The organism is Camelimonas abortus (genome assembly GCF_042432745.1).
In the GTDB taxonomy this organism is placed as follows: Bacteria; Pseudomonadota; Alphaproteobacteria; order Rhizobiales; family Beijerinckiaceae; genus Camelimonas; species Camelimonas abortus.
On sequence record NZ_JBHLWR010000006.1, the window covers coordinates 1,778,300 to 1,797,912 of the forward strand.

The 19,613-nt window shown below is 73.2% G+C and carries 18 protein-coding genes and 1 other RNA gene; 8 read left to right on the forward strand and 11 right to left on the reverse strand.

Annotated features, from left to right (window positions below; genetic code table 11):
* The 11 genes from ACFFJB_RS10005 to ACFFJB_RS10055 all read right to left on the reverse strand — a co-directional run bounded on the left by ACFFJB_RS10005 (nucleotide 1) and on the right by ACFFJB_RS10055 (nucleotide 13,106).
* The gene (locus ACFFJB_RS10005; RefSeq protein WP_376831152.1) at nucleotides 1–1,146 is read right to left on the reverse strand and encodes an FtsW/RodA/SpoVE family cell cycle protein; all 1,146 of its coding nucleotides are present in this window, start codon (nucleotides 1,144–1,146) and stop codon (nucleotides 1–3) included.
* 114 nt (nucleotides 1,147–1,260) lie between these two features.
* Nucleotides 1,261–2,706, reverse strand: coding sequence for a UDP-N-acetylmuramoyl-L-alanine--D-glutamate ligase (gene murD / locus ACFFJB_RS10010; protein ID WP_376831154.1), 1,446 nt, complete (start codon nucleotides 2,704–2,706; stop codon nucleotides 1,261–1,263).
* A gap of 10 nt (nucleotides 2,707–2,716) precedes the next feature.
* Nucleotides 2,717–3,820: a phospho-N-acetylmuramoyl-pentapeptide-transferase gene (mraY, locus tag ACFFJB_RS10015; RefSeq protein ID WP_376831156.1), complete on the reverse strand. Its 1,104-nt coding sequence runs from the start codon at nucleotides 3,818–3,820 to the stop codon at nucleotides 2,717–2,719.
* A gap of 19 nt (nucleotides 3,821–3,839) precedes the next feature.
* On the reverse strand, nucleotides 3,840–5,291 hold the full coding sequence (locus tag ACFFJB_RS10020; protein WP_376831158.1) for a UDP-N-acetylmuramoylalanyl-D-glutamyl-2,6-diaminopimelate--D-alanyl-D-alanine ligase: 1,452 nt from the start codon (nucleotides 5,289–5,291) through the stop codon (nucleotides 3,840–3,842).
* A gap of 98 nt (nucleotides 5,292–5,389) precedes the next feature.
* On the reverse strand, nucleotides 5,390–6,883 hold the full coding sequence (locus ACFFJB_RS10025; RefSeq protein WP_376831160.1) for a UDP-N-acetylmuramoyl-L-alanyl-D-glutamate--2,6-diaminopimelate ligase: 1,494 nt from the start codon (nucleotides 6,881–6,883) through the stop codon (nucleotides 5,390–5,392).
* A 126-nt stretch (nucleotides 6,884–7,009) separates the two neighbouring features.
* Nucleotides 7,010–8,686 carry a peptidoglycan D,D-transpeptidase FtsI family protein gene (locus ACFFJB_RS10030; RefSeq protein ID WP_376832634.1) on the reverse strand — a complete coding sequence of 559 codons (1,677 nt, stop codon included), beginning with the start codon at nucleotides 8,684–8,686 and terminating at the stop codon, nucleotides 7,010–7,012.
* 449 nt (nucleotides 8,687–9,135) lie between these two features.
* Complete coding sequence (gene ftsL / locus ACFFJB_RS10035) at nucleotides 9,136–9,546, reverse strand: cell division protein FtsL (RefSeq protein WP_376831162.1); 411 nt, start codon at nucleotides 9,544–9,546, stop codon at nucleotides 9,136–9,138.
* Nucleotides 9,543–10,583 carry a 16S rRNA (cytosine(1402)-N(4))-methyltransferase RsmH gene (rsmH, locus tag ACFFJB_RS10040; protein WP_376831164.1) on the reverse strand — a complete coding sequence of 347 codons (1,041 nt, stop codon included), beginning with the start codon at nucleotides 10,581–10,583 and terminating at the stop codon, nucleotides 9,543–9,545. Before rsmH ends, ftsL begins: the two co-directional genes overlap by 4 nt.
* The gene (locus ACFFJB_RS10045) at nucleotides 10,580–11,077 is read right to left on the reverse strand and encodes a division/cell wall cluster transcriptional repressor MraZ (RefSeq protein WP_376831166.1); all 498 of its coding nucleotides are present in this window, start codon (nucleotides 11,075–11,077) and stop codon (nucleotides 10,580–10,582) included. Before ACFFJB_RS10045 ends, rsmH begins: the two co-directional genes overlap by 4 nt.
* A 428-nt stretch (nucleotides 11,078–11,505) precedes the next feature.
* Nucleotides 11,506–11,888: RNase P RNA component class A (gene rnpB / locus ACFFJB_RS10050), an RNA gene on the reverse strand.
* 135 nt (nucleotides 11,889–12,023) lie between these two features.
* A complete protein-coding gene (locus ACFFJB_RS10055; RefSeq protein WP_376831168.1) occupies nucleotides 12,024–13,106 on the reverse strand; it encodes a lytic transglycosylase domain-containing protein in 1,083 nt (360 codons plus the stop codon).
* A 451-nt stretch (nucleotides 13,107–13,557) separates the two neighbouring features.
* On the opposite strand from ACFFJB_RS10055, the gene ACFFJB_RS10060 reads away from it, so the two are divergent.
* The 8 genes from ACFFJB_RS10060 to ACFFJB_RS10095 all read left to right on the forward strand — a co-directional run bounded on the left by ACFFJB_RS10060 (nucleotide 13,558) and on the right by ACFFJB_RS10095 (nucleotide 19,612).
* The gene (locus tag ACFFJB_RS10060; protein ID WP_376831170.1) at nucleotides 13,558–13,812 is read left to right on the forward strand and encodes a YMGG-like glycine zipper-containing protein; all 255 of its coding nucleotides are present in this window, start codon (nucleotides 13,558–13,560) and stop codon (nucleotides 13,810–13,812) included.
* Nucleotides 13,813–14,069: 257 nt separating this feature from the next.
* Entirely contained in the window at nucleotides 14,070–14,870 is an 801-nt protein-coding gene (locus ACFFJB_RS10065) for a TerB family tellurite resistance protein (protein ID WP_376831172.1), read from the forward strand.
* Nucleotides 14,871–14,991: 121 nt separating this feature from the next.
* Nucleotides 14,992–15,807: an N-acetylmuramoyl-L-alanine amidase gene (locus ACFFJB_RS10070; protein ID WP_376831174.1), complete on the forward strand. Its 816-nt coding sequence runs from the start codon at nucleotides 14,992–14,994 to the stop codon at nucleotides 15,805–15,807.
* Between the two features lie 171 nt (nucleotides 15,808–15,978).
* Entirely contained in the window at nucleotides 15,979–17,052 is a 1,074-nt protein-coding gene (locus ACFFJB_RS10075; RefSeq protein ID WP_376831176.1) for an FAD-dependent oxidoreductase, read from the forward strand.
* Nucleotides 17,053–17,054: 2 nt separating this feature from the next.
* A complete protein-coding gene (thiS, locus tag ACFFJB_RS10080; protein ID WP_376831178.1) occupies nucleotides 17,055–17,276 on the forward strand; it encodes a sulfur carrier protein ThiS in 222 nt (73 codons plus the stop codon).
* A 50-nt stretch (nucleotides 17,277–17,326) separates the two neighbouring features.
* Nucleotides 17,327–18,112 (forward strand): thiazole synthase, encoded by a 786-nt coding sequence (locus tag ACFFJB_RS10085; RefSeq protein WP_376831180.1) that lies wholly within the window; start codon nucleotides 17,327–17,329, stop codon nucleotides 18,110–18,112.
* A complete protein-coding gene (locus tag ACFFJB_RS10090) occupies nucleotides 18,096–18,722 on the forward strand; it encodes a thiamine phosphate synthase (RefSeq protein ID WP_376831182.1) in 627 nt (208 codons plus the stop codon). Before ACFFJB_RS10085 ends, ACFFJB_RS10090 begins: the two co-directional genes overlap by 17 nt.
* A 545-nt stretch (nucleotides 18,723–19,267) precedes the next feature.
* Nucleotides 19,268–19,612, forward strand: coding sequence for a septal ring lytic transglycosylase RlpA family protein (locus tag ACFFJB_RS10095; RefSeq protein WP_376832637.1), 345 nt, complete (start codon nucleotides 19,268–19,270; stop codon nucleotides 19,610–19,612).
* Nucleotide 19,613: the final 1 nt, after the last annotated feature.

The following is a 19,613-nucleotide window of genomic DNA, read 5'->3' on the forward strand; positions in this document are numbered from 1 at the left end:
TCAGGCGTGGTTCCCATGGAGCGGCGCCAGCCTGCCGGCGAGGCCGGCGGAGGGGCGCCTGCGCGTCAGCGCGACCAGAAATCCCATGCCGAGCGCCAGCGACAGCAGCGAGGAGCCGCCATAGCTGATGAACGGCAGGGTCATGCCCTTGGCCGGCAGCAGATGGACGTTCACGCCCATGTTGATGCCCGCCTGCACCCCGAACAGGGTGACGAGGCCGACGGAGGCGTAGCTGCAGAACGGGTCGTCGATGCGGCGCGCCAGCACAAGGCCGCGCAGCACCACCGCCAGGAACAGCAGCGCCAGCGCCATGCAGGCGATGACGCCCAGCTCCTCGCCGGTGACGGCGAAAATGAAGTCGGTGTGCGCGTCCGGCAGGATGCGCTTCACGGTGCCCTCCCCCGGCCCCTTGCCGAACCAGCCGCCCTGGTAGAACGACTCCAGTGCCGTATCCACCTGGAAGGTGTCGCCCGACGACTTGTCGAGGAAGCGCTCCACGCGCGAGCGCACGTGCGGCACCAGCGCATAGGCCACGGCGAGGCCGGCGGCGCCAATGCAGCCGAGCGCCAGCATCCACGCCAGGTGCAGGCCGGCGATGAAGAACAGCACCGCCCACACCGTGGTGATCAGCATGGTCTGGCCGAAGTCCGGCTGCATGACCAGCGGGATGATGGTGGCCGGCAGGATCAGGATGGCCAGCATGGTGCCGGGCGCGTCCTTGCGCGAGCCTTCGGAGAACGCCCAGGCCGCCAGCACCACGAAGGCCGGCTTGACGAACTCCGACGGCTGGATGGTCACCGGGCCGAACTGCAGCCAGCGGTGGGCGCCCTTGACCTCGGGGCCGAACTGCAGCGCCGCGAACACCAGCAGCATCGACACGAGATAGATGACCAGAGACACGCGCCGCACGTAGCGCGGCGACAGGAACGAGGCCGCCGCCATCACCAGCAGCGCCGGGACCAGAAAGGCCACCTGACGGTTGACGAAATGGAAGGTGGACAGGCCCAGACGCTCGGCCACCGGCGGGCCGCCGGCCATCAGCAGCACCAGGCCGCTGACCATCACCGCGCCGATGGCGACCAGCAACATCCGGTCGACGGTCCACCACCACTGCCCAAGATACGTACGGTCGGCGCGGGACGCCATGCGCGGATGCTCCGGATGCTGCGGCGCCCGCCGCCGGCGGATCGCGGCGGGCGGACGCGTGAGGTTACGGGTCCGCCGCCGACGCGCCGGCCCCGGGCGCGACCGCCCGGCCGGTCATTGCGGACGGGCGGCGAGCCACATGGCGACCTGCTTCCGGAAGTCCTCGCCGCGCGCCTCGAAACTGGGATACTGGTCGAACGACGCGCAGGCCGGCGAGAGCAGCACCACGGCTTCCGGCAGGCCCGAGGCGGCCGCCGCGTCCGCGGCCCTGCGCAGGGCCACGTCCAGCGTGCCGCAGCGTTCGTAAGCGACCTTCCCTTCCTCGAGGGTTGCGGCGAACGACTCGGTCGCGTCGCCGATGAGGTAGGCTTTGCTGATCCTGGCAAACAAACCGTTAAGGGAGGCGATGCCGCCCTCCTTCGGCCTGCCGCCCAGGATCCAGAAGACGCCGCCCGGGAAGGCGCGCAGCGCCTTGTCGGCCGAATCGGCGTTGGTGGCCTTGGAGTCGTTGATGAACAGCACGTTGCCGCGCCGGGCCACCTGCTCCATGCGGTGGGCGAGGCCAGGGAAGGTGGCGAGCCCGGCGGCGATGGTCGCAAGGTCCACCCCCAGCGCCGCCACGGCGGCGCTCGCGCACAGGGCGTTCTGGGCGTTGTGACGCCCGCGCAGCGACGACGAGCCGGCCAGGTCGGCGAAGGCCACGCCGTCGCGCAGCAGCCTCGCGCCGTCGCAGCTCCAGCCCGCGCCATGGGGACCGTCGGTACGCACGCGCTCCACCGGCTTTCCCGCCGCCTCAAGGCGCGCGGCCGCGGCGGCGGTGAAGGCGTCGTCCGTCGCGATCACCGCCGTCTGCGCCCCGGCCACGAGCCGCTCCTTCACCGCCGCGTAATGCGCGATGGTGCCGTGGCGGTCGATGTGGTCGGGCGTGACGTTCAGGAACACGCCGACGGTGGGGTTGAGCGAGGGGGCGAGATCGATCTGGTAGGACGAGCACTCCACCACATGGGTCCGCTGCGGCGCGGGCGGCGGCAGCGACAGGATGGCGGTGCCGATGTTGCCGCCCAGCGCCGTCTCGCGGCCGGCGTGGGCCAGCAGATGGGCGATGAGCGCCGTGGTGGTGGACTTGCCGTTGGTGCCGGTGATGGCCACGAAGGGGGCGTCCGGCGCCCGCGCGGCGCGCTCGCGGCAGAACAGCTCGATGTCGCCGATCACCGGCGCGCCGGCCGCCTTCGCCCGCTCCACGGTCCAGTGCGGCTGCGGATGGGTGAGCGGCACGCCCGGCGACAGCAGCAGGGCGGCGAAGGCGGACCAGTCGGCGCCGGCGAGGTCAACCACCGGCACGCCCGCCTCCGCGGCGCGGGCCCGCGAGGCCGGACTGTCGTCCCAGGCGGCGACGTCGGCGCCGCCGGCCAGCAGCGCCCTGGCGGTGGCGAGGCCGGAGCCGCCCAGCCCGAACAGCGCCACGCGACGGCCGGCGAAAGTGGCGACGGGGGTGCCGGCCGCGCCCGCGACGGCGGACGGGGCGCTGGCGGAGGGAGCGTTGGTGGGCGCGCCGGTCATGGGTCTCGCCTCAGCGCAGCTTCAGGGTGGACAGGCCGACCAGCGCCAGCACCACGGCCACGATCCAGAAACGGATCACCACCTGCGGCTCGGTCCAGCCCAGCTGCTCGAAGTGATGGTGGATGGGCGCCATCCTGAACACCCGCCTGCCGGTAAGTTTGAACGACGCCACCTGGATGATCACCGACAGCGCCTCCAGCACGAACAGGCCGCCGATGATGGCCAGCACGATCTCGTGCTTGGCGGCCACCGCCATGGCGCCCAGAAGGCCGCCAAGGGCGAGCGATCCGGTGTCGCCCATGAAGATCTGCGCCGGCGGGGCGTTGAACCACAGGAAGCCGATGCCTGCGCCGATGAGCGCGCCGCAGATCACCGCAAGTTCGCCGGTTCCCGGCACGAAGATGACCTGCAGATAGTCGGCGAATTTGGCGTTGCCAACCAGATAGACGATGAGGCCGAAGGCGGCGGCCGCGATCATCACCGGCACGATGGCGAGGCCGTCGAGGCCGTCGGTGAGGTTCACGGCGTTGCCGGCGGCCACCACCACCAGGGCGCCGAAGACCAGGAAGAACCAGCCGAGGTCGATCATCACGTCCTTGAAGAACGGGATGGCGACGGAGGTGGCCATGTGCGCCGTCGCGCCGCCGCCGGCGCTGCGCTCCACCGAGACGATGGCGAAGCAGGCGGCCATGGCGATGACGAACTCGATGGCGAGGCGCGCCTTGCCGGAGAGGCCCGCGTGGGTCTGCTTCGTCACCTTGAGATAGTCGTCGTAGAAGCCGATGGCGCCGAAGCCCACCGTCACCAGCAGCACGATCCACACATAGGGATTGGCCAGGTTCGCCCACAGCAGCGTGGAGACGATGAGGCCGGAGAGGATCATCAGCCCGCCCATGGTGGGCGTGCCCTTCTTGGCCAGGTGCGACAGCGGCCCGTCGGCGCGGATCGGCTGGCCCTTGCCCTGGCGGATGCGCAGGCTCGCGATGATGGCCGGCCCGAACATGAACACGAAGAACAGGCCGGTGAAAATGGCCCCGCCGGTGCGAAAGGTGATGTAGCGGAAGACGTTGAGGGCGCTGAACGACGACGACAGATCGGCGAGCCAGTATAACATCGGGGTTCTCTTTCCCTGTTCAGTCGCCTGGCGAGCCGGCGACGGGGAAACTGCTTTTCAGGGCGGCGACGACGCGGGAGATCCGCGATCCGTTGGAGCCCTTCACCATCACCACGTCGCCATCGCGGATGGCGGCTTTGACATGGGGCTCCAGCCCGGCGGGGCTCTCGCCATAGCGCGCCCGCAGCCCCTGGGGAAGTGCGTCCCACAGATGGCGCATCATCGCGCCGGCGACGAACACAAGATCGACGCCGGCGTCCTCCAGCTCCGCCGCCAGCGCCGCGTGCAGCTCCGGCGCCTGCGGGCCCAGCTCCAGCATGTCGCCCAGCACGGCGATGCGCCGGCCGCGCGGCCCTGGCGGCGTGGCGCCCAGGGTGCGGATGGCGGCGCGCATGGAGGCCGGATTGGCGTTGTAGCTCTCGTCCACCAGCAGGAAACTCCCGCCCGGGGCCTGGAGGCGCGTGCGCGCCCCGCGCCCTTCCGGAGCCTGCACGCCGGCCAGCGCCAGGGCGGCGAGGGCCACGTCCGCCCCCGCCGCGCGCACGGCGGCGATCACCGCAAGGCTGTTCATGGCGAGGTGCCGGCCCGGCGCGCCGAGCCGCCAGGCGGCCGGCGCGCCCATCACGTCGGCGTCGATCACGCTCAGCTCCGGCTGCTCCACCAGCCGCTTCAGGCGCACGTCCGCGCCTTCCGATTCGCCGAAGGTCACGATCTGCGCCACACCCGCCGCCTGCGCGCGCTGGCGCAGGCGCGCCGCATGGGGGCCATCGGCGTTGATGACGGCCACGCCGCCCGGCTCCAGCCCCTCAAAGATCTCCGCCTTGGCGTCGGCGATGGCCTCCACCGAGGGGAAATACGCGAGGTGCACCGGCTCCACGGCGGTCACCACCGCCACATGCGGCCGCACCATGGCGACGAGGGCGCGGATCTCGCCCGGCGCGCTCATGCCGATTTCGAACACGCCGTAATCGGTCTCGCGCGGCATGCGCGCCACGGTCAGCGGCACGCCCCAGTGGTTGTTGTAGCTGGCGACCGAGGCGTGCACGCGGCCCTGGCCGGAGAGGGCGAGGCGCAGCGCCTCCTTGGTGCTGGTCTTGCCCACCGAGCCGGTCACCGCCAGCACCCGGCCGCGCATGCGGGCGCGGCTGGCGCGGCCGGCGGCCTCCAGGGCGCGCAGCACGTCCGGCGTCACGAACAGCGCGCCGCGCTCCTTCACCAGCGGGGCCAGCGCCGCGGCGTGCGCCTCGTCCACCACCGCGGCGGCGGCGCCGGCGGCCAGCGCCTGGGGCACGAATTCATGGCCGTCGCGGGCAAGGCCGGCGATGGCGAAGAACACGTCGCCCGGCTGCAGCGTGCGCGTGTCAATGGAGACCCCGCCGATCGCCTCCGGAAGACGGCCGACGGGGCGCGCCCCCATGGCCTGCAGCAGCTCTTCGCCGGTCCACAGCGGCGACGACGCCCCGATTGTCATGGCCTGACTTTCTCCACTGGCCCAAACGCCGGAGCGGCATCATGGACCAAAAAGGTTTCCAATCTGCTTGCCGCAGGGGCGGCCCGGCGCGGCGGCGCCTAGGCCGCGCCGCCGGCGTCGAGAATGGCCGCGCGCGCCGCCTCATGATCGGAGAAGGGCAGCGTGCGGTCACCAACAATCTGGCCGGTTTCATGACCCTTGCCGGCGATCACCAGCACGTCGCCCGGCTCCAGCCGGCCGACGGCGTAGCGGATGGCCTCCCCGCGGTCGCCGATCTCCTTCGCCTGCGGCGCGGCGGCGAGAATCGCGGCGCGGATGGCCGCCGGATCCTCGGAGCGCGGATTGTCGTCGGTGACGATCACCCGGTCGGCGCAGCGGCTGGCGACGTCGCCCATGAGCGGGCGCTTGCCGGCGTCGCGGTCGCCGCCGGCGCCGAACAGGCACCACAGCCGGCCGCTGGCGAAGGGGCGCAACGCCTTCAGCACCTCGCGCAGGGCGTCCGGCTTGTGGGCGTAATCGATCACCACCAAGGCGCCGTTCACCTCCCCCACGCGCTCCATGCGGCCGGGCACGCCCTTCAGCCGCTCCAGCGCCGGCATCACCACGTCCGGCTCCTCGCCGGCGGCGAGGCACAGGCCGGCGGCCATGAGGGCGTTGTCGGCCTGGAAGGCGCCGCACAGCGGCAGGCGGATGCGGTAGGTCGCGCCCTCCACCGTCACCTCCAGCTTCTGGGCGAAGCCGTCGGGCTCGCACTCCAGCAGCTGGATGTCGTCGCCGCTGCGGCCGATGGTGAGGGTGCGCATGCCGCGGGCGCTGGCGATCAGCAGCATCTCCTGGCCATGGCTGGTGTCGGCGTTGACCACCGCCACCGCCGTGGTGGGAGCGACCTCCGCGAACAGCCGCGCCTTGGCGGCGAAATAGGACTCTTCGTCCGGGTGATAGTCGAGATGGTCGCGCCCCAGATTGGTGAAGGCCGCGGCGGCGAGACGCACGCCGTCCAGCCGGCGCTGGTCGAGGCCATGGGAGGACGCCTCCATGGCCAGATGGGTGACGCCGTCGCGGGCCAGCCCGTCGAGGATGCGGTGCAGCGTCAACGGGTCAGGCGTGGTGAGCGAGCCATAGCGGACGCCCTGCGGGCCGATGACGCCGATGGTGCCGAGCGAGGCGGCGCGGCGGCCGCAGGCGGCGAACAGCTGGCGGGAGAAATCGGCGACCGAACTCTTGCCGGCGGTGCCGGTGACGGCGACCACATGCTCCGGCTGGCGCGGATAGAGGCGCGCGGCGGCGAGGGCCAGCGCCCGGCGCGGATCGGCGGTCTCGCCCCAGGCTACCCCGGCCGGCAGGCCGGCCGGGCGCGGTCCGGCGCCCACCACGGCGAGGGCGCCGCGCGCCGCGGCGTCGGCGACGAAGGCGCGGCCGTCCGCCTTCGCGCCCTGCACGGCCACGAACACCGCCCCGGGGACCACCTGCCGGCTGTCGGCCGTCAGCACGCTGAAGGCGGCCTCCGCCCCGGCGCCCGCGAACAGGCCGGGAAAGGCGTCGCCAAGGGCGACAGGGGCCGGCGGCGCGCTGGCGGCGGACGGATCGGTCATGTCAGCAAGGCTCCTGCGACTGTTGGGGCGCGGCGGCGCCGGGCGGCGGCCGGCGGCGCGCCCGCGGCGCATCATGCCACGGAGGCCGCCCTGGCCCAACGTCGCGCCGGCCGCGCCGGCGGGCGGCTAGCGCGTTCCCCACGCGCCGAGCCGCACCATGTTGGGGAACGGGTTCTTCGGCTCCTCGAACATCGGCGGCAGGCCGAGCAGCGGCGCCACGCGGGCGATGATCTTGCCGGTGGTGACGCCTGCGTTCCAGGCCGCCGTGGCGTAGCCATGGGTCTCGGGCAGGCCCTGCGGCTCGTCATAGATGGTGAGGAACAGGTACCTGGGCCGGTTGGCCGGAGCCACGGCCATGAAGGTGGTGAACAGCCGGTTGCGGGCGTAGCGGCCGCCGATCACCTTCTCGGCGGTGCCGGTCTTGCCGCCCACGTAATAGCCCTGCACCGCGGACTTGCGCGCCGACCCTTTCACGCCGTTGAGACGCATGATGTAGCGCATGGCCTCGGAGGTCTGCGGCGACACCACCTGCCTGGCCTGCGCGGCGGCTTCCTCTTCCGAACGCTTCAGGAAGGTGGGCGTCATCAGCCGGCCGCCGTTCATCAGCGCCGCCACGGCGGCGGTCGCCTGGATGGGCGCCACCGCAAGGCCGTGACCGAAGGAGATGGTCATGGTGTTGAGCTCGCCCCAGCGGGCGGGCACGATCGGCTCGGCGCTCTCCGGCAGTTCGGTGCGCATGCGGGTGAGCTGGCCCATCTTGCGCAGGAACGCCTTGTGGCCCTCCACGCCGACGGCCAGCGCCATGCGCGCGGTGCCGATGTTGGACGAGTGCAGGAACACCTCCGGCACCGTGAGCACGCGGTTGGTGCCGTGATAGTCGCGGATGGTGAAGCGGCCGTAACGCAGGGCGCCGCGGGCGTCGAAGCTGGAGTTGATGTTCACCTTGCCCGAATCCAGCGCCATGGCGGTGGTCAGGGCCTTGAAGGTGGAGCCCATCTCGTAGACGCCCACCATCAGGCGGTTGATGCGGTCCTTGTCGAGCGCGTCCACCGGATTGTTGGGGTCAAAGTCTGGCAGCGACGCCATGGCGATGACCTCGCCGGTGTTGACGTCGAGGATCATCGCCGCCGCGGCCTTGGCCCTGAAGTGGGCCATGCCCTTGAGCAGCTCGTCGCGCAGGGCGTGGGTGGCGCGCAGGTCCAGCGACAGCTGCACCGGCTTCAGGTCGGCGGCGTTGTTGGCGAAGCCGAGGCCGGCGAGATCGCGCAGCCCCTGGCTGTCGATGTATTTCTCGATGCCGGCGATGCCCTGGTTGTCGACGTTGACGAAGCCGAGCACGTGCGCGGCCAGCGGCCCGTTGGGATAGACGCGCTTGTTCTCCGGCAGGAAGCCGACGCCGGGAATGCCGAGCCGGTGCACCTCGGCGCGCTGCTTCGGCGTCAGCTCGCGCTTGATCCACACGAAGCCCTTCTTCGTGCTGAGCTTTTCGCGCAGTTCGCGGGCGTTGAGGTCCGGCAGCACCGCGGTGAGCAGCTCGGTGGCCTCGTCCGGATCGAGAATGTTGCGCGGCTCGGCGAAGGCCGAATAGGTCTTGATGTCGGTGGCCAGCAGCAGGCCGTTGCGGTCGACGATGTCCGGCCGGGCGATGCCGACGGTGTTGCCCGCCACGTACCGCTCCGAGGCCGGCGGCGGGAAGGCGGCGAAGGTGGCGAGCCGGGCGATCACCGCGCCGAACACGCACACGAACCCGGCCCCCACCAGCATGATGCGGCCGTTGGCCTTGTCGGCGCGCATGCGGAACATGTCGCCGACCAGGGCGCGCGTCGCCGCCCACAGCGAGCGGCGCGGCGGGCGCGGTTTCGCCGCGGCCCTGCCTTCCGGCCTCCGCTCCGGCTCCTGCGGGCCGGCGGCCGGCGCGGCGGCGCGGGCCGCGGGCGCGGCGCCTCCGGCGTCGCTGCGGGAGCCGGCCGGCGAAGGAACGCCGTCGCCACGCGCGCCGGCGGAGACGGCGGCAGTGGGGGCGGCCGCAGCGGAGGCGGCCGGCGCAGGCCGGGCGGCGGGCGTCGCGGCTCCTTCCGGCGCAGGCGCGGCGTCGCGGCGGGCGGCGGCGCCGGAGACGGCGGCCCTGCCGGCTGGAACGGGCGCGGCGGGAGCAGCGGGAGCGGCGGGCGCAGGCGAAACGCGCGCGCCGACGCCCGGCGGCGTCGGCAGACGCGGGCCCCTGTCCTTGCGAACGTCAGAATCCGGCAAGTTCACCTCCCAGGCGTGCGGGCGGCGTCGCGCGCGGCGGGCGCGGCGGTCGCGCCAGAGGCGACCGAAGGCGTGTTGGTCGGCTCGGCCAGCCCCAGGTCGGCCAGCTTGCGGCCGATGGCGTCAATTTTTTCCTGGCGCTGCGGCAGGTCCCCGAAGCGGGCCAGCTGGCTGATCGCCAGCGGCTGCAGGTCGAGGTGGCGCTCGGCCAGCACCTGCAGGCGCTCCGGGCGGACCAGCCGCTGCCACTCGGCGGCCAGCACCGCGTGCAGGTCCTTCTCGCGCCGGATCTGGCCCTTCAGCTTGGCCACCTGCTCGGCCAGGTACACGGTGTCGTACTTGATCGAATAGGCGTAGCCGGCCGAAGCCAGCAGGGCGACGATGGCGACGATATGAAAGATGCGGATGATCATCGTCCCCTCCGGCCCGGGCGCTCCGGCAGCATGGCCAGGCTGGCGACCTCGCGGTCCTCCTCCCGGGGCGGCGCGTCGGTGCGGGTGGCGGCGCGCAGTTTCGCCGAGCGCGCCCGCGGATTGACGGCCAGCTCCGCCTGCGAGGGAGTCACCGGGCGGATGACGTCGGCGAACGTGGCCGGCCGCGGCGCCTCCGCCAGCGGCGCGTGGCGGCTGCCGCCCCCGCCCCTGCCCTGGCGGCTGGCGAAAAACTGCTTGACGATGCGGTCTTCCAGCGAATGGAAGGTCACCACCACCAGCCGGCCGCCGGGCGCCAGCAGCCGCTCGGCGGCGTGCAGGGCGCGCGCCAGCTCGCCCAGCTCGTCGTTCACCGCGATGCGCAGCGCCTGGAAGGTGCGCGTGGCCGGATGCGCCGCGCCCGGGGCGGCGCGCACCACGCGGCTGACGATGTCGGCCAGCGCCCGGGTGGTGCGGATGGGCGCCTCGCGGCGGGCGCTGACGATGGCGCGCGCAACCTGGCGGGCGCGCCGCTCCTCGCCGAAATGGTAGATGATGTCGGCGAGCCGCTCCTTGCTCTCCTCATTGACCAGGTCGGCGGCGCTCGCCCCCTCGCCGGCCATGCGCATGTCGAGGGGGCCGTCGAAACGGAAGGAGAAGCCGCGCTCCGCCTGGTCGAGCTGCATGGAGGAGACGCCGATGTCCAGCACGACGCCGTCCAGCGGCGGCAGGCCCAGGGCGCGCGCCGCCTCCTCCATGTCGCCGAAATTGCTCCGCACGAGGGTCAGGCGGCCGCCGGAGCGCTCCGCCAGCGCCTGGCCGCCGGCGATGGCCGCGGGATCGCGGTCGAGCGCCAGCAGGCGCACGTCCGGGTGCGCCGCGAGAATGGCGGACGCGTAGCCGCCAGCCCCGAAGGTGCCGTCCAGAAAATGCCCGCCCCGCCGGGGCGCGAGCGCCTGCAGCACCTCCCCCAGGAGCACTGGCACATGCCGGGCCGGTCCGCCACCGGCGCCGGCTCCGCCGTCGCCGTGACCCGTCATGTTCCCGACGCTCCTGGGGAGAGCGCCGACGCGGACCGGGCGGCGAAGCCTGTCCGGCCCAAATTCTTTTTCAGCTCGCGCACCCGCTCCTTCGCCTCCTCCAGATGCCGGCGGAAGCGCTCCGGCTCCCACATCTGGAACTTGTGGCCGTGGCCCACGAAGGTGACCGCGTCGGTGATGCCGGCGTGAGCCTTCAGCTGCTCCGGCAGGACAACGCGCCCCTCCGGATCGATCTTGAGGATCTCGCTCGTGCCCAGAAGCGCGGTCGACAGCAGGTCCCGCTCCTCCGAATAGGGCGAAAGGGCGTCCAGCAAGCCATTGATCTCCGACAGCAGCGCGTTGCCGCCCGCATCCAGCGCCGGGCTGTCCAGCCCCGGATGCACGTACAGCCCCTCGAATCCGTCGCGCGCCAGCACCGCCCGGAACGGCGCCGGGATCGAAACCCGGCCCTTGGAGTCGAGCCGGTTGGTGAAGTTGGACACAAACCGGTCCATCGCCGCCAGCCGCCCTGACCCTGTCGCTCCACGCCGCGCCGACGGCCGCGCCGGAGCTGGCGCCGGACATCGCCCCGCCGGACGTCCGCAGCGCCGCCGGAAGGCAGCGCCTTCCGGCCGCTGCCGGAGCCCCGTACGGGATGGTTTGGGATAACATGGGCATTTATGGGCGTCAATGGAATCAGGAGGTTCGGGAGGCGCCGTCCGTCCGCTGCGCCCGAATCGCGCGCCATGCCCGGTGAAGCGGCATTGTCGCTCCCGCAGGGTTAATGAATTCGTTACGGAGCAAGGGATCTGGCCGCGCCGGCGCCATGCGCCCGCCGCCCGCGCGCGGCCGCCGCGGGCCGGCCGGGAACAGGCGCGGGGCCGCCCGGGCGCGCGCCTGGGGACAGGCGCGCGGCAATGTGAACGCAAGGAGCGGAGGAAAATGGGCCAGTCGGCCTGTAAGCCGGGTTCTGTAAGGCCCCGCGCCGCACGGCGCGGGACGTGACGACCATTCATCTGGGGCGGCCGTCGCCGGCCGCCTCATGCAACCAACCCGGACGACCAGGGCCGGAAAATCACCCCGCGCCTTGCGGCGCACGTCGTCCCTATTTGGTCTTGCTCCCGGCGGGGCTTGCCGTGCCGTCTGCGTCGCCGCATCCGCGGTGCGCTCTTACCGCACCCTTTCACCCTTGCCTCCGGCGGACCGGAGGCGGTCTGCTTTCTGTGGCGCTTTCCCTGGGGTCGCCCCCGCCGGACGTTATCCGGCGCCGTTTTTCCGTGGAGCCCGGACTTTCCTCTGCAGGGCAGCGGTCGTCCGGCCGACTGGCGCCGGTGATGTGGCGCCGCGCGGGCGCGCCGTCAACCACGAAGCGTCGCCGCGCCGCGCCGGAAGCGCCACGGAAAAGGCCGCCCGCCGCGCGCGGCGGCGGACGGCCCTGCGATCCTGCCCGGCGCGGAGGCGTCAGCGCGCCGCCATCATGGTGCGCACGCGCGCGCAGTAGCGGGCGGCGTGGGGGGTGAGGCGCACGGCGCGGTGGCCGCCCTGATATTTCATGATGGCGCCGCAGGTGTCGCCGCCGGCGAGGCGGTAGGCGGCGCCCAGATATTTCATGCCGTAGCGCAGGTTGACGTCCGGATCGAGCAGCCCTCTGGCGTCGCCGGCGTAGCCCATGGCGCGGGCGGTGTTCAGGTGGATCTGCATCAGGCCCAGGTAGGGGCCGTTGCGGGCGGCGGCGTTGTAGCGGCTCTCCACCCGCACCACCGCGTCCGCCAGAGCCACCGGCACGCCGTTGGCGCGGGCGTGCCGCTCGATGAGCGCCGCCACGAGGGCGCGGGCCCGGGCGTCGCGGGCGGCGCCGCGCGCATGGCGACCGCCGCGACCTTCCTCCTCCGCCCCGGCGGGCGGGGCCGCAGCCTCCTGCGGCTGCTCCGCCGGCCGGCGCGGCTTGCCGGCGAGGAAACCGAACAGGTCAAAGCCGCCCGGGGCCGGTGCGGGCTGCGGCGCAGCCTCCGCCTGGACCGCCCCAGCCTGAGCCGCGTCGGCCTGGGCGGCGCGGACGGCGTGCGCGGCAGGCGCCGCGTCAACGGCGCCGGCGGTCGCCGGAGCGTCAAGCGCAGCCGGCCGCGCCGGCGGCAGCGGCGCGCGGGCGGCGAAACGCGTCCGGGCGGGCGCCGCCGCGGCCGGAGCGGTCGCGCCCGGCTCCGGCGCAGGCGCGGCGCGGTCCCTGGCGGCGGGCGCCGCCGCGCCGGAAGCGTCCCCTGCGGCGGCCGTCGCCATTCCTGATCCGCCGGGCGCCGGGCGACGCTTCGGCCGGGCGGCCCTGGCGGCGCTCCCGCCGCCGCCAGCCTCGGCGCTGTCTCCCTTCTCGCCCTTGCGCGCGCTGGCGCGGGCGCCAGCGGCGGCCGCCGCGCCAGGGCCGGAGCCGCCCGCCCCTGGCGGCGACAGCGCGGCGACGGCCGGCTTCGCCGCCTGGGCGGCGGCGTTCTGGGCCAGGGACGGGCCGCCGCACGCCATCAGGCACGCCAGCGACAGAACTGTCGTCATTGCCGTTTTCAAACCGTCACACCCCCTGGCGGTTGTCCGCGGCGCCGGCCTGCTCCCCCGGGGAGCCGGCGCGCCGCCCGCGCCGCGACATGCGGCGCTGCGTCTCCTTCTCCGCCCGGGCGGCGCAGGCCCGGGCCGGTCGCGGGCCGTCACTCCGCCCGGGCCGTCACTCCCGCGGCCCGCGAACATCGCGGAACGGCGCCCGCGCACGTTCGCCGCCAAATGCGGCGCGGATCGGGCGGAGGCGCGGGCGCCGCCAGGACATATGCTCCGCCAGCGTTTACCCAGCGTTAATGCTGGCGCGCGCGCAATGGCGCCGGTTGCGCCGCCGCCGCGGCGCGCCGCAGAACCGTCGCAATCACCGGAACATCGTGACGGAAGCGGAACCAAACGTCCGCCGCGCGCATTCCCGGATGAACCGGAGCGCAAGGCAGTCATCGGGAGAGACATCATGATGAAATATCTGGCGATCGGCCTCATGGCGGCTGGCCTCGCGGCGTGCCAGACTCCTGGCGAGCGGACCGTGGGCGGCGCCGCCATCGGCGGCCTCGCAGGCGCGGCCATCGGCGGAGCGGCCACGGGCACCGGCGGCGGCGCGCTGGCCGGCGCGGCCATTGGCGCAGGCGCGGGCGCGATCGTCGGCGCCGGCACCGCCAACTGCCGCAGCTACTATTACTACGGCCGCCGCTACCAGGAGTGCTACTGACCGGCTGACGGCGACGCCGGCCGGCGTCGCCGCCCCAGGCGGCGCCCGGGCGCCCGCCGGCCAGACGGCGGCCCGCCCCGGCGGACGGCGCCGTGGAAAAGCCGCCGCGATCTCGAAAAAAACGCCTTCCCGTGCTCCAACTGGGGCATGGGATTCGTCGCGCACTCTCCACCGCTCCTTCACGCCGCTGGCGGGCGCCGGCCCGCCGGGCGCGTGACCGGCGCGCGCCCGGCGGCGCGACGCGGGAGCAGTCGCCGGTGAGCGTCTGGGGGAAACTTGGCGGGCTTGGCCTCGGCGCCGTCACCGGCGGGCCGCTGGGGGCGCTCATCGGCGCCGCCGCCGGCCACGCGCTGGTCGACCGGCCGGGCAGTCCCGCCGCCCAGGCGCTGGCGGCCACCGGGCGTTTTCTGGAGAGCACCGGGCTGTTCGCGCCTGGCGGCGTGTTCGGCCCGCCTCCGCCCGAGGTGATCTACGCCACCGGCCTCGTGGCGCTTTGCGCCAAGATGGCGCGCGCCGACGGCGTCGTCACCGAAGACGAGATCGCCGCCTTCCGCCGCATCATCGACGTGCCGCCGCAGGATCTGCCGCGGGTGCAGCGGCTGTTCGACATCGCCCGCCAGACCACCGTCGGCTTCGACGTCTACGCCCGCCAGCTGGCCCGGACTTTCGCCGGCGACCGGCCGCTGCTGGAGAGCGTGCTCGACGCGCTGTTCCGCATCGCCTGCGCCGACCACGCGGTGCATGAGGCGGAGCTGGCCTTCCTGCAGCAGGTGGCGGACATTTTCGGCTTCACCGCCGAGGAATTCGCGCTGGTCCGCGCCAGCCATCTCGCGGAGCCGGACGATCCCTGGCGCATTCTCGGCGCCCATCCGGACATGAGCGACGCCGAGCTGCAGCGCTGCTACCGCCGCCAGATCGCCGAACACCACCCCGACCGGCTGATCGCCGCCGGCCTGCCGCAGGAGGCCGTCGCCGTGGCCAACGCCCGCGCCGCCGCCATCAACGCCGCCTTCGCCCGCATCCGCGCCATGCGCGCCGGGCCCGCGCCGGCGTGGTGAGCCGCCGCAGTGGCGAGCCACGGGCGGGCGGCCGCCGCCGGCCGCTTGAGCTTCGCCGCCGGATGCGTCAAACCGGCGCCGTTGCGTCGCATCTTCCTCCTGACTGACGCCGGAGCACGCCATGACCCGTCTGGAGCCAGACAGTCCCGTCGCCAGCAAGGTGTTTCCCTCGCCCAATCATGGCGAGCGCGCCGGCGGCCAGGCGCCGCGCCTGATCATCCTGCACTACACAGGCATGGCTGACGCCGGCGAGGCGCTGCAGCGGCTGTGCAATCCGGTGGCGGAGGTCTCGGCGCACTATTTCGTGTTCGAGGACGGGCGCGTGCTGCAGCTGGTGCCGGAGTCGCGGCGCGCCTGGCACGCCGGCGCCAGCAGCTGGGCGGGCGTCACCGACGTCAACTCCGCCTCCATCGGCGTCGAGCTGGCCCATCCTGGCCATGACGGCGGCCTGCCGCCGTGGCCGGAGGCGCAGATCGCCGCCGTCATCCGCCTGTGCCAGGACATCATGCGGCGCTGGTCGATCCCGCCGCACAACGTGCTGGCCCATTCCGACGTGGCGCCGCTGCGCAAGCAGGATCCTGGCGAGAATTTTCCCTGGGAGCGGCTGGCGCGCGAGGGCGTGGGGCACTGGACGGCGCCCGCGCCCGCCGGCGGGGGGCGCTTCCTCTCCCCCGGCGAGGCGGGGCCGCCGGTGGAGGCGCTGCAGGCCATGCTCGCGCTCTATGGCTATGGCGTGGAGATCAGCGGCGTCTATGACGCGCTCACCGAAGCGGCCGTGCGCGCCTTCCAGCGCCATTTCCGCCAGGAGCTGGTGGACGGAATCGCCGATTTCTCCACCATCGCCACGCTGCGGAACCTCATCGCCAGCCGCGGCGGCGACGCGCCGGCCGGAGCCGGCGGCGGCGCGGCGCAGGGCCTGGCCGCGCCCGGCGTATGACGGAGCCCGGCCTGCGGCCCGCCTTCGCCTTGCGCCGCTCTGGCACGGGGCGTATCTCTGGAGACGACGCCGGGCGCATCCGGCGCGCCGGCGACGGGGCCAGCCCGCGCCTGCGGCGCGCATCCGCGTCGCCGGGCGCCGCAAGCAACCGGCAGCTACGAAGGATTGGCCATGGTCGCCCGGCCCGCGCACGCTGAACGCAACCCCTCCCTTCCCTCCGTGTCGGTCGTCGGCGCCGGCGTCATCGGCAGCTGGTGCGCCCTCGCCCTGGCGGAGGCGGGCTGCGCCGTGACGCTGTATGACCGCGGCCCCGGCGAGCTGGTCGGCGCCACCAGCTACTGGGCCGGCGGCATGCTGGCCCCGGACTGCGAGGCGGAGGTGTCGGAGCCGCTGGTGACGCGCCTTGGCCGGCGCTCGCTCACCCTGTGGCGCGAGGCCTTTCCGGACATCGCCTTCAACGGCTCGCTGATCGTCGCCCACCCGCGCGACCGCGCCGATTTCGAACGTTTCGCCCGCGTCACCCCCGGCCACGAGCGGGTGGACGCCCGGCGCATCGCCGAGCTGGAGCCGGCGCTGGAAGGGCGCTTCCGCGACGGCCTGTTCTATCCGGCGGAGGGCCATGTGGAGCCGCGGCGGGTGATCCCGGCCATGCACCGGCGCCTGCGCGCCCTCGGGGTGGAGCTGCGCTTCGGCGTGGCGGTGAATCCGGAAGCGCTTGAGGGCCTTGTGCTCGACTGCCGCGGCGTCTGGGCGAAGGACGCGCTGCCGGACCTGCGCGGCGTGCGCGGCGAGGTGGTGACCATCGAGACGCCGGAGATCTCGTTCAGCCGCCCGGTGCGGCTGCTGCACCCGCGCTGGCCAATCTACGTCATTCCCCGGCCGGGCGGCCGGTTCGTCATCGGCGCCTCCACCGTCGAGAACGAGGACGAGCGCGTCACCGTGCGTTCGGCGCTGGAGCTGATGAGCGCCGCCTTCGCCATCCATCCGGCGTTCGGCGAGGCGCGCATCGTCGAGATGGGCGCGGGGCTGCGGCCCGCCTTCCCGGACCACGCGCCGCGGGTGCAGGCGGAGGGCCGGATCATCCGCGTCAACGGCCTTTACCGGCACGGCTTCTTGATCTCGCCGGCCATCGCCTGGGCGGTGCGGGCGTGGATCGTCGAGGGCGTGCGCGACGACGAGCTCATCCGGGAGAAACCCCTTCACGCGCCGGGGCGCAGCGCCGCCCCGGCCAGCCAGGAGGCCTGAACATGTCCCTGAACGAAGCGCAACTGGTCAGGATCCGGGTCAATGGCGAAAGCCATGAGGTGGAGGCCGCCAGCATCCGCGGCCTGCTCAACGCCCTGGGCCATGACAGCGAATTCATCGCCGTGGCCGTGAACCACACGGTCATTCCCCGCGCGCGCTGGGGCGAGGACCTGCTGCGCGACGGCGACGACGTGGAGATCGTCTCGCCCCGCCAGGGCGGCTGACGCGCCCTGCGCAGCCCCCGGACGCCCCGCCAGCCAATGGAAGCCCGCCCATGCTGAAGCTTTACGGCGAGGAGGTCTCCTCCCGCCTGATGATCGGAACCGCGCTCTACCCTTCCCCGGCGGTGATGCAGGCGGCCGTGCGCGCCTCCGGCGCCGGCGTCGTCACCGTGTCGGTGCGGCGCGAGACCGCCGGCTCCGGCGCCGGAGCCGCCTTCTGGACGCTGATCCGTGAGCTGGACGTGAAGATCCTGCCCAACACCGCCGGCTGCCGCACCGTGCGCGAGGCGGTGACCACGGCGCAGCTGGCGCGCGAACTGTTCGGCACGTCCTGGGTCAAGCTGGAGGTGGTGGGCGACGACGACACGCTGCAGCCTGACGTGGTGGCGCTGGTGGAGGCGGCGGAGATCCTCATCCGCGACGGCTTCCAGGTGTTCCCCTACTGCACCGAAGATCTCACCGTGGCCACGCGCCTTGTCGACGCCGGCTGCCAGGTGGTGATGCCGTGGGCGGCGCCCATCGGCAGCGCCAGGGGCATCGTCAATCCGGGGCCGCTCACGCTGCTGCGCAACCGCTTCCCGGAGGTCACCCTCGTCATCGACGCCGGCCTCGGCGCCCCCTCCCACGCCGCCCAGGCCATGGAGCTGGGCTATGACGCGGTGCTGCTCAACACCGCCGTGGCAAGGGCGGGCGATCCCGTCGCCATGGCCCGGGCCTTCGGCCTCGCCGTGGAGGCCGGCCGCATGGCCTTTGAGGCGGGGCTGATGGCGCCGCGCGACTTCGCTTCCCCTTCAACCCCGGTTCCAGGGACGCCGTTCTGGCATGTTGCGGACTCCTGACAGGTTTTATCCCATCGTCGACAGCGTCGCCTGGGTGGAGCGCCTCGTGCGCCTCGGCGTGCGCACCGTGCAGCTGCGGGCCAAGGGGCTCGGCCATGAGGAGGCGACGGCCGCCATCCGCGCCTGCCTCGCCGTCACCGTTCCGGCCGGCGTGCAGCTCATCGTCAACGACTACTGGCGGGCGGCCATCGACGCCGGGGCCGGGCACCTGCACCTCGGCCAGGAGGACCTGGCGGAGGCCGACCTCCCCGCCATCCGCCGCGCCGGCCTGACGCTGGGCGTCTCCACCCATGACGGGGAGGAGCTGGAGCGCGCCCTCGCCGCCCGCCCGGACTATGTGGCGCTCGGCCCCATCTGGCCGACGACGCTGAAAGTGATGCGTTTTGGCCCGCAGGGACTGGCGCGCATCGGTGAATGGAAACGGCGCGTCGGCGCCATGCCGCTCGTCGCCATCGGCGGCATCACCCTGGAGCGGGCGCCGGACGTGTTCGCCGCCGGGGCCGACAGCATCGCCGTGGTCAGCGACGTCACCATGAATCCGGACCCGGACGCGCGCGTGCGCGCCTGGCTGGCGCTGGCCCACGGCCAGGCGCGACGCGACCCGGCGTGACGCGCCGCCCCCCGCCGCCTGACACCGCCGCCAGCGTTCCTGACCTCCCCGGCCCGGGCGCGGGCCCCTGCCCGCGCGTCCGCCCCTGCCGGCGCCGCCCTGCCGGCGGCGTCCCGGTCCGGCGTCGCCGGCGCGCCTGTCGCCCCGGCCGGCCCGCGCGGCGACGGCCGGAAAATCTGGTCGCCGCTGCCTGGCAAATTGTCGCACGGGCCGCCGCCACAGGGCGAAATGCGGCCGGACGCCGGCGCCAGCCCAATACTGCGCCGATACATGCCGGCCCCGCCGCAAGCGGGCGTGAATACGGACGTCTCCAGTCATCCGCCGCGTCCGGAAAGTAACAATTCATGTAACCGCAGCCGGCCTGATGAGGAAAAAAATCAAAACTGGCCGCGCCGGCGACACGTCAGGCAGTTTCGTCCGCACCTTTCGGTCACATTGTCACCATGACCGGAATCTTGTTGGCGCGATCCGCAACAACAAGGGACGGACAGTTGATTTCCAGAGGACAGATCTTCGCGGCCGGCGTCGCCTGCGCCGCGACCATCATGGCCACGGGATACGCACAGGCAAATTCTCGTACATTTGAGCAACACGGCGTCGCCAGCTGGTATGGCCCCGGATTTTACGGACGCAAGACCGCCAGCGGCGAACGCTATACGGGCGCCGGACTCACCGCCGCCCATCGCACCCTTCCCTTCGGCTCGCTGGCGCGCGTGACGGACAAGCGCACGGGCCGCTCCATCGTGGTGCGCATCAATGACCGCGGACCGTTCAGGCGCGGACGGGTGATCGACCTGTCGCGCGCTGCCGCCCGCGCGCTCGGCATGAACGGCCTCGCCCATGTGGTGGTGACGCCGCTGGTGCGCACGGCGGACGCCAGGGCGCGCTGAC

Excerpts from the sequence above, each read along its gene's own strand:
- ACFFJB_RS10005 (WP_376831152.1), bottom strand. The coding sequence starts at position 1,146 with ATGGCGTCCCGCGCCGACCGTACGTATCTTGGGCAGTGGTGGTGGACC.
- murD (WP_376831154.1), bottom strand. The coding sequence starts at position 2,706 with ATGACCGGCGCGCCCACCAACGCTCCCTCCGCCAGCGCCCCGTCCGCC.
- mraY (WP_376831156.1), bottom strand. The coding sequence starts at position 3,820 with ATGTTATACTGGCTCGCCGATCTGTCGTCGTCGTTCAGCGCCCTCAAC.
- ACFFJB_RS10020 (WP_376831158.1), bottom strand. The coding sequence starts at position 5,291 with ATGACAATCGGGGCGTCGTCGCCGCTGTGGACCGGCGAAGAGCTGCTG.
- ACFFJB_RS10025 (WP_376831160.1), bottom strand. The coding sequence starts at position 6,883 with ATGACCGATCCGTCCGCCGCCAGCGCGCCGCCGGCCCCTGTCGCCCTT.
- ACFFJB_RS10030 (WP_376832634.1), bottom strand. The coding sequence starts at position 8,686 with ATGTTCCGCATGCGCGCCGACAAGGCCAACGGCCGCATCATGCTGGTG.
- ftsL (WP_376831162.1), bottom strand. The coding sequence starts at position 9,546 with ATGATCATCCGCATCTTTCATATCGTCGCCATCGTCGCCCTGCTGGCT.
- rsmH (WP_376831164.1), bottom strand. The coding sequence starts at position 10,583 with ATGACGGGTCACGGCGACGGCGGAGCCGGCGCCGGTGGCGGACCGGCC.
- ACFFJB_RS10045 (WP_376831166.1), bottom strand. The coding sequence starts at position 11,077 with ATGGACCGGTTTGTGTCCAACTTCACCAACCGGCTCGACTCCAAGGGC.
- ACFFJB_RS10055 (WP_376831168.1), bottom strand. The coding sequence starts at position 13,106 with ATGACGACAGTTCTGTCGCTGGCGTGCCTGATGGCGTGCGGCGGCCCG.
- ACFFJB_RS10060 (WP_376831170.1), top strand. The coding sequence starts at position 13,558 with ATGATGAAATATCTGGCGATCGGCCTCATGGCGGCTGGCCTCGCGGCG.
- ACFFJB_RS10070 (WP_376831174.1), top strand. The coding sequence starts at position 14,992 with ATGACCCGTCTGGAGCCAGACAGTCCCGTCGCCAGCAAGGTGTTTCCC.
- ACFFJB_RS10075 (WP_376831176.1), top strand. The coding sequence starts at position 15,979 with ATGGTCGCCCGGCCCGCGCACGCTGAACGCAACCCCTCCCTTCCCTCC.
- thiS (WP_376831178.1), top strand. The coding sequence starts at position 17,055 with ATGTCCCTGAACGAAGCGCAACTGGTCAGGATCCGGGTCAATGGCGAA.
- ACFFJB_RS10085 (WP_376831180.1), top strand. The coding sequence starts at position 17,327 with ATGCTGAAGCTTTACGGCGAGGAGGTCTCCTCCCGCCTGATGATCGGA.
- ACFFJB_RS10090 (WP_376831182.1), top strand. The coding sequence starts at position 18,096 with ATGTTGCGGACTCCTGACAGGTTTTATCCCATCGTCGACAGCGTCGCC.
- ACFFJB_RS10095 (WP_376832637.1), top strand. The coding sequence starts at position 19,268 with ATGGCCACGGGATACGCACAGGCAAATTCTCGTACATTTGAGCAACAC.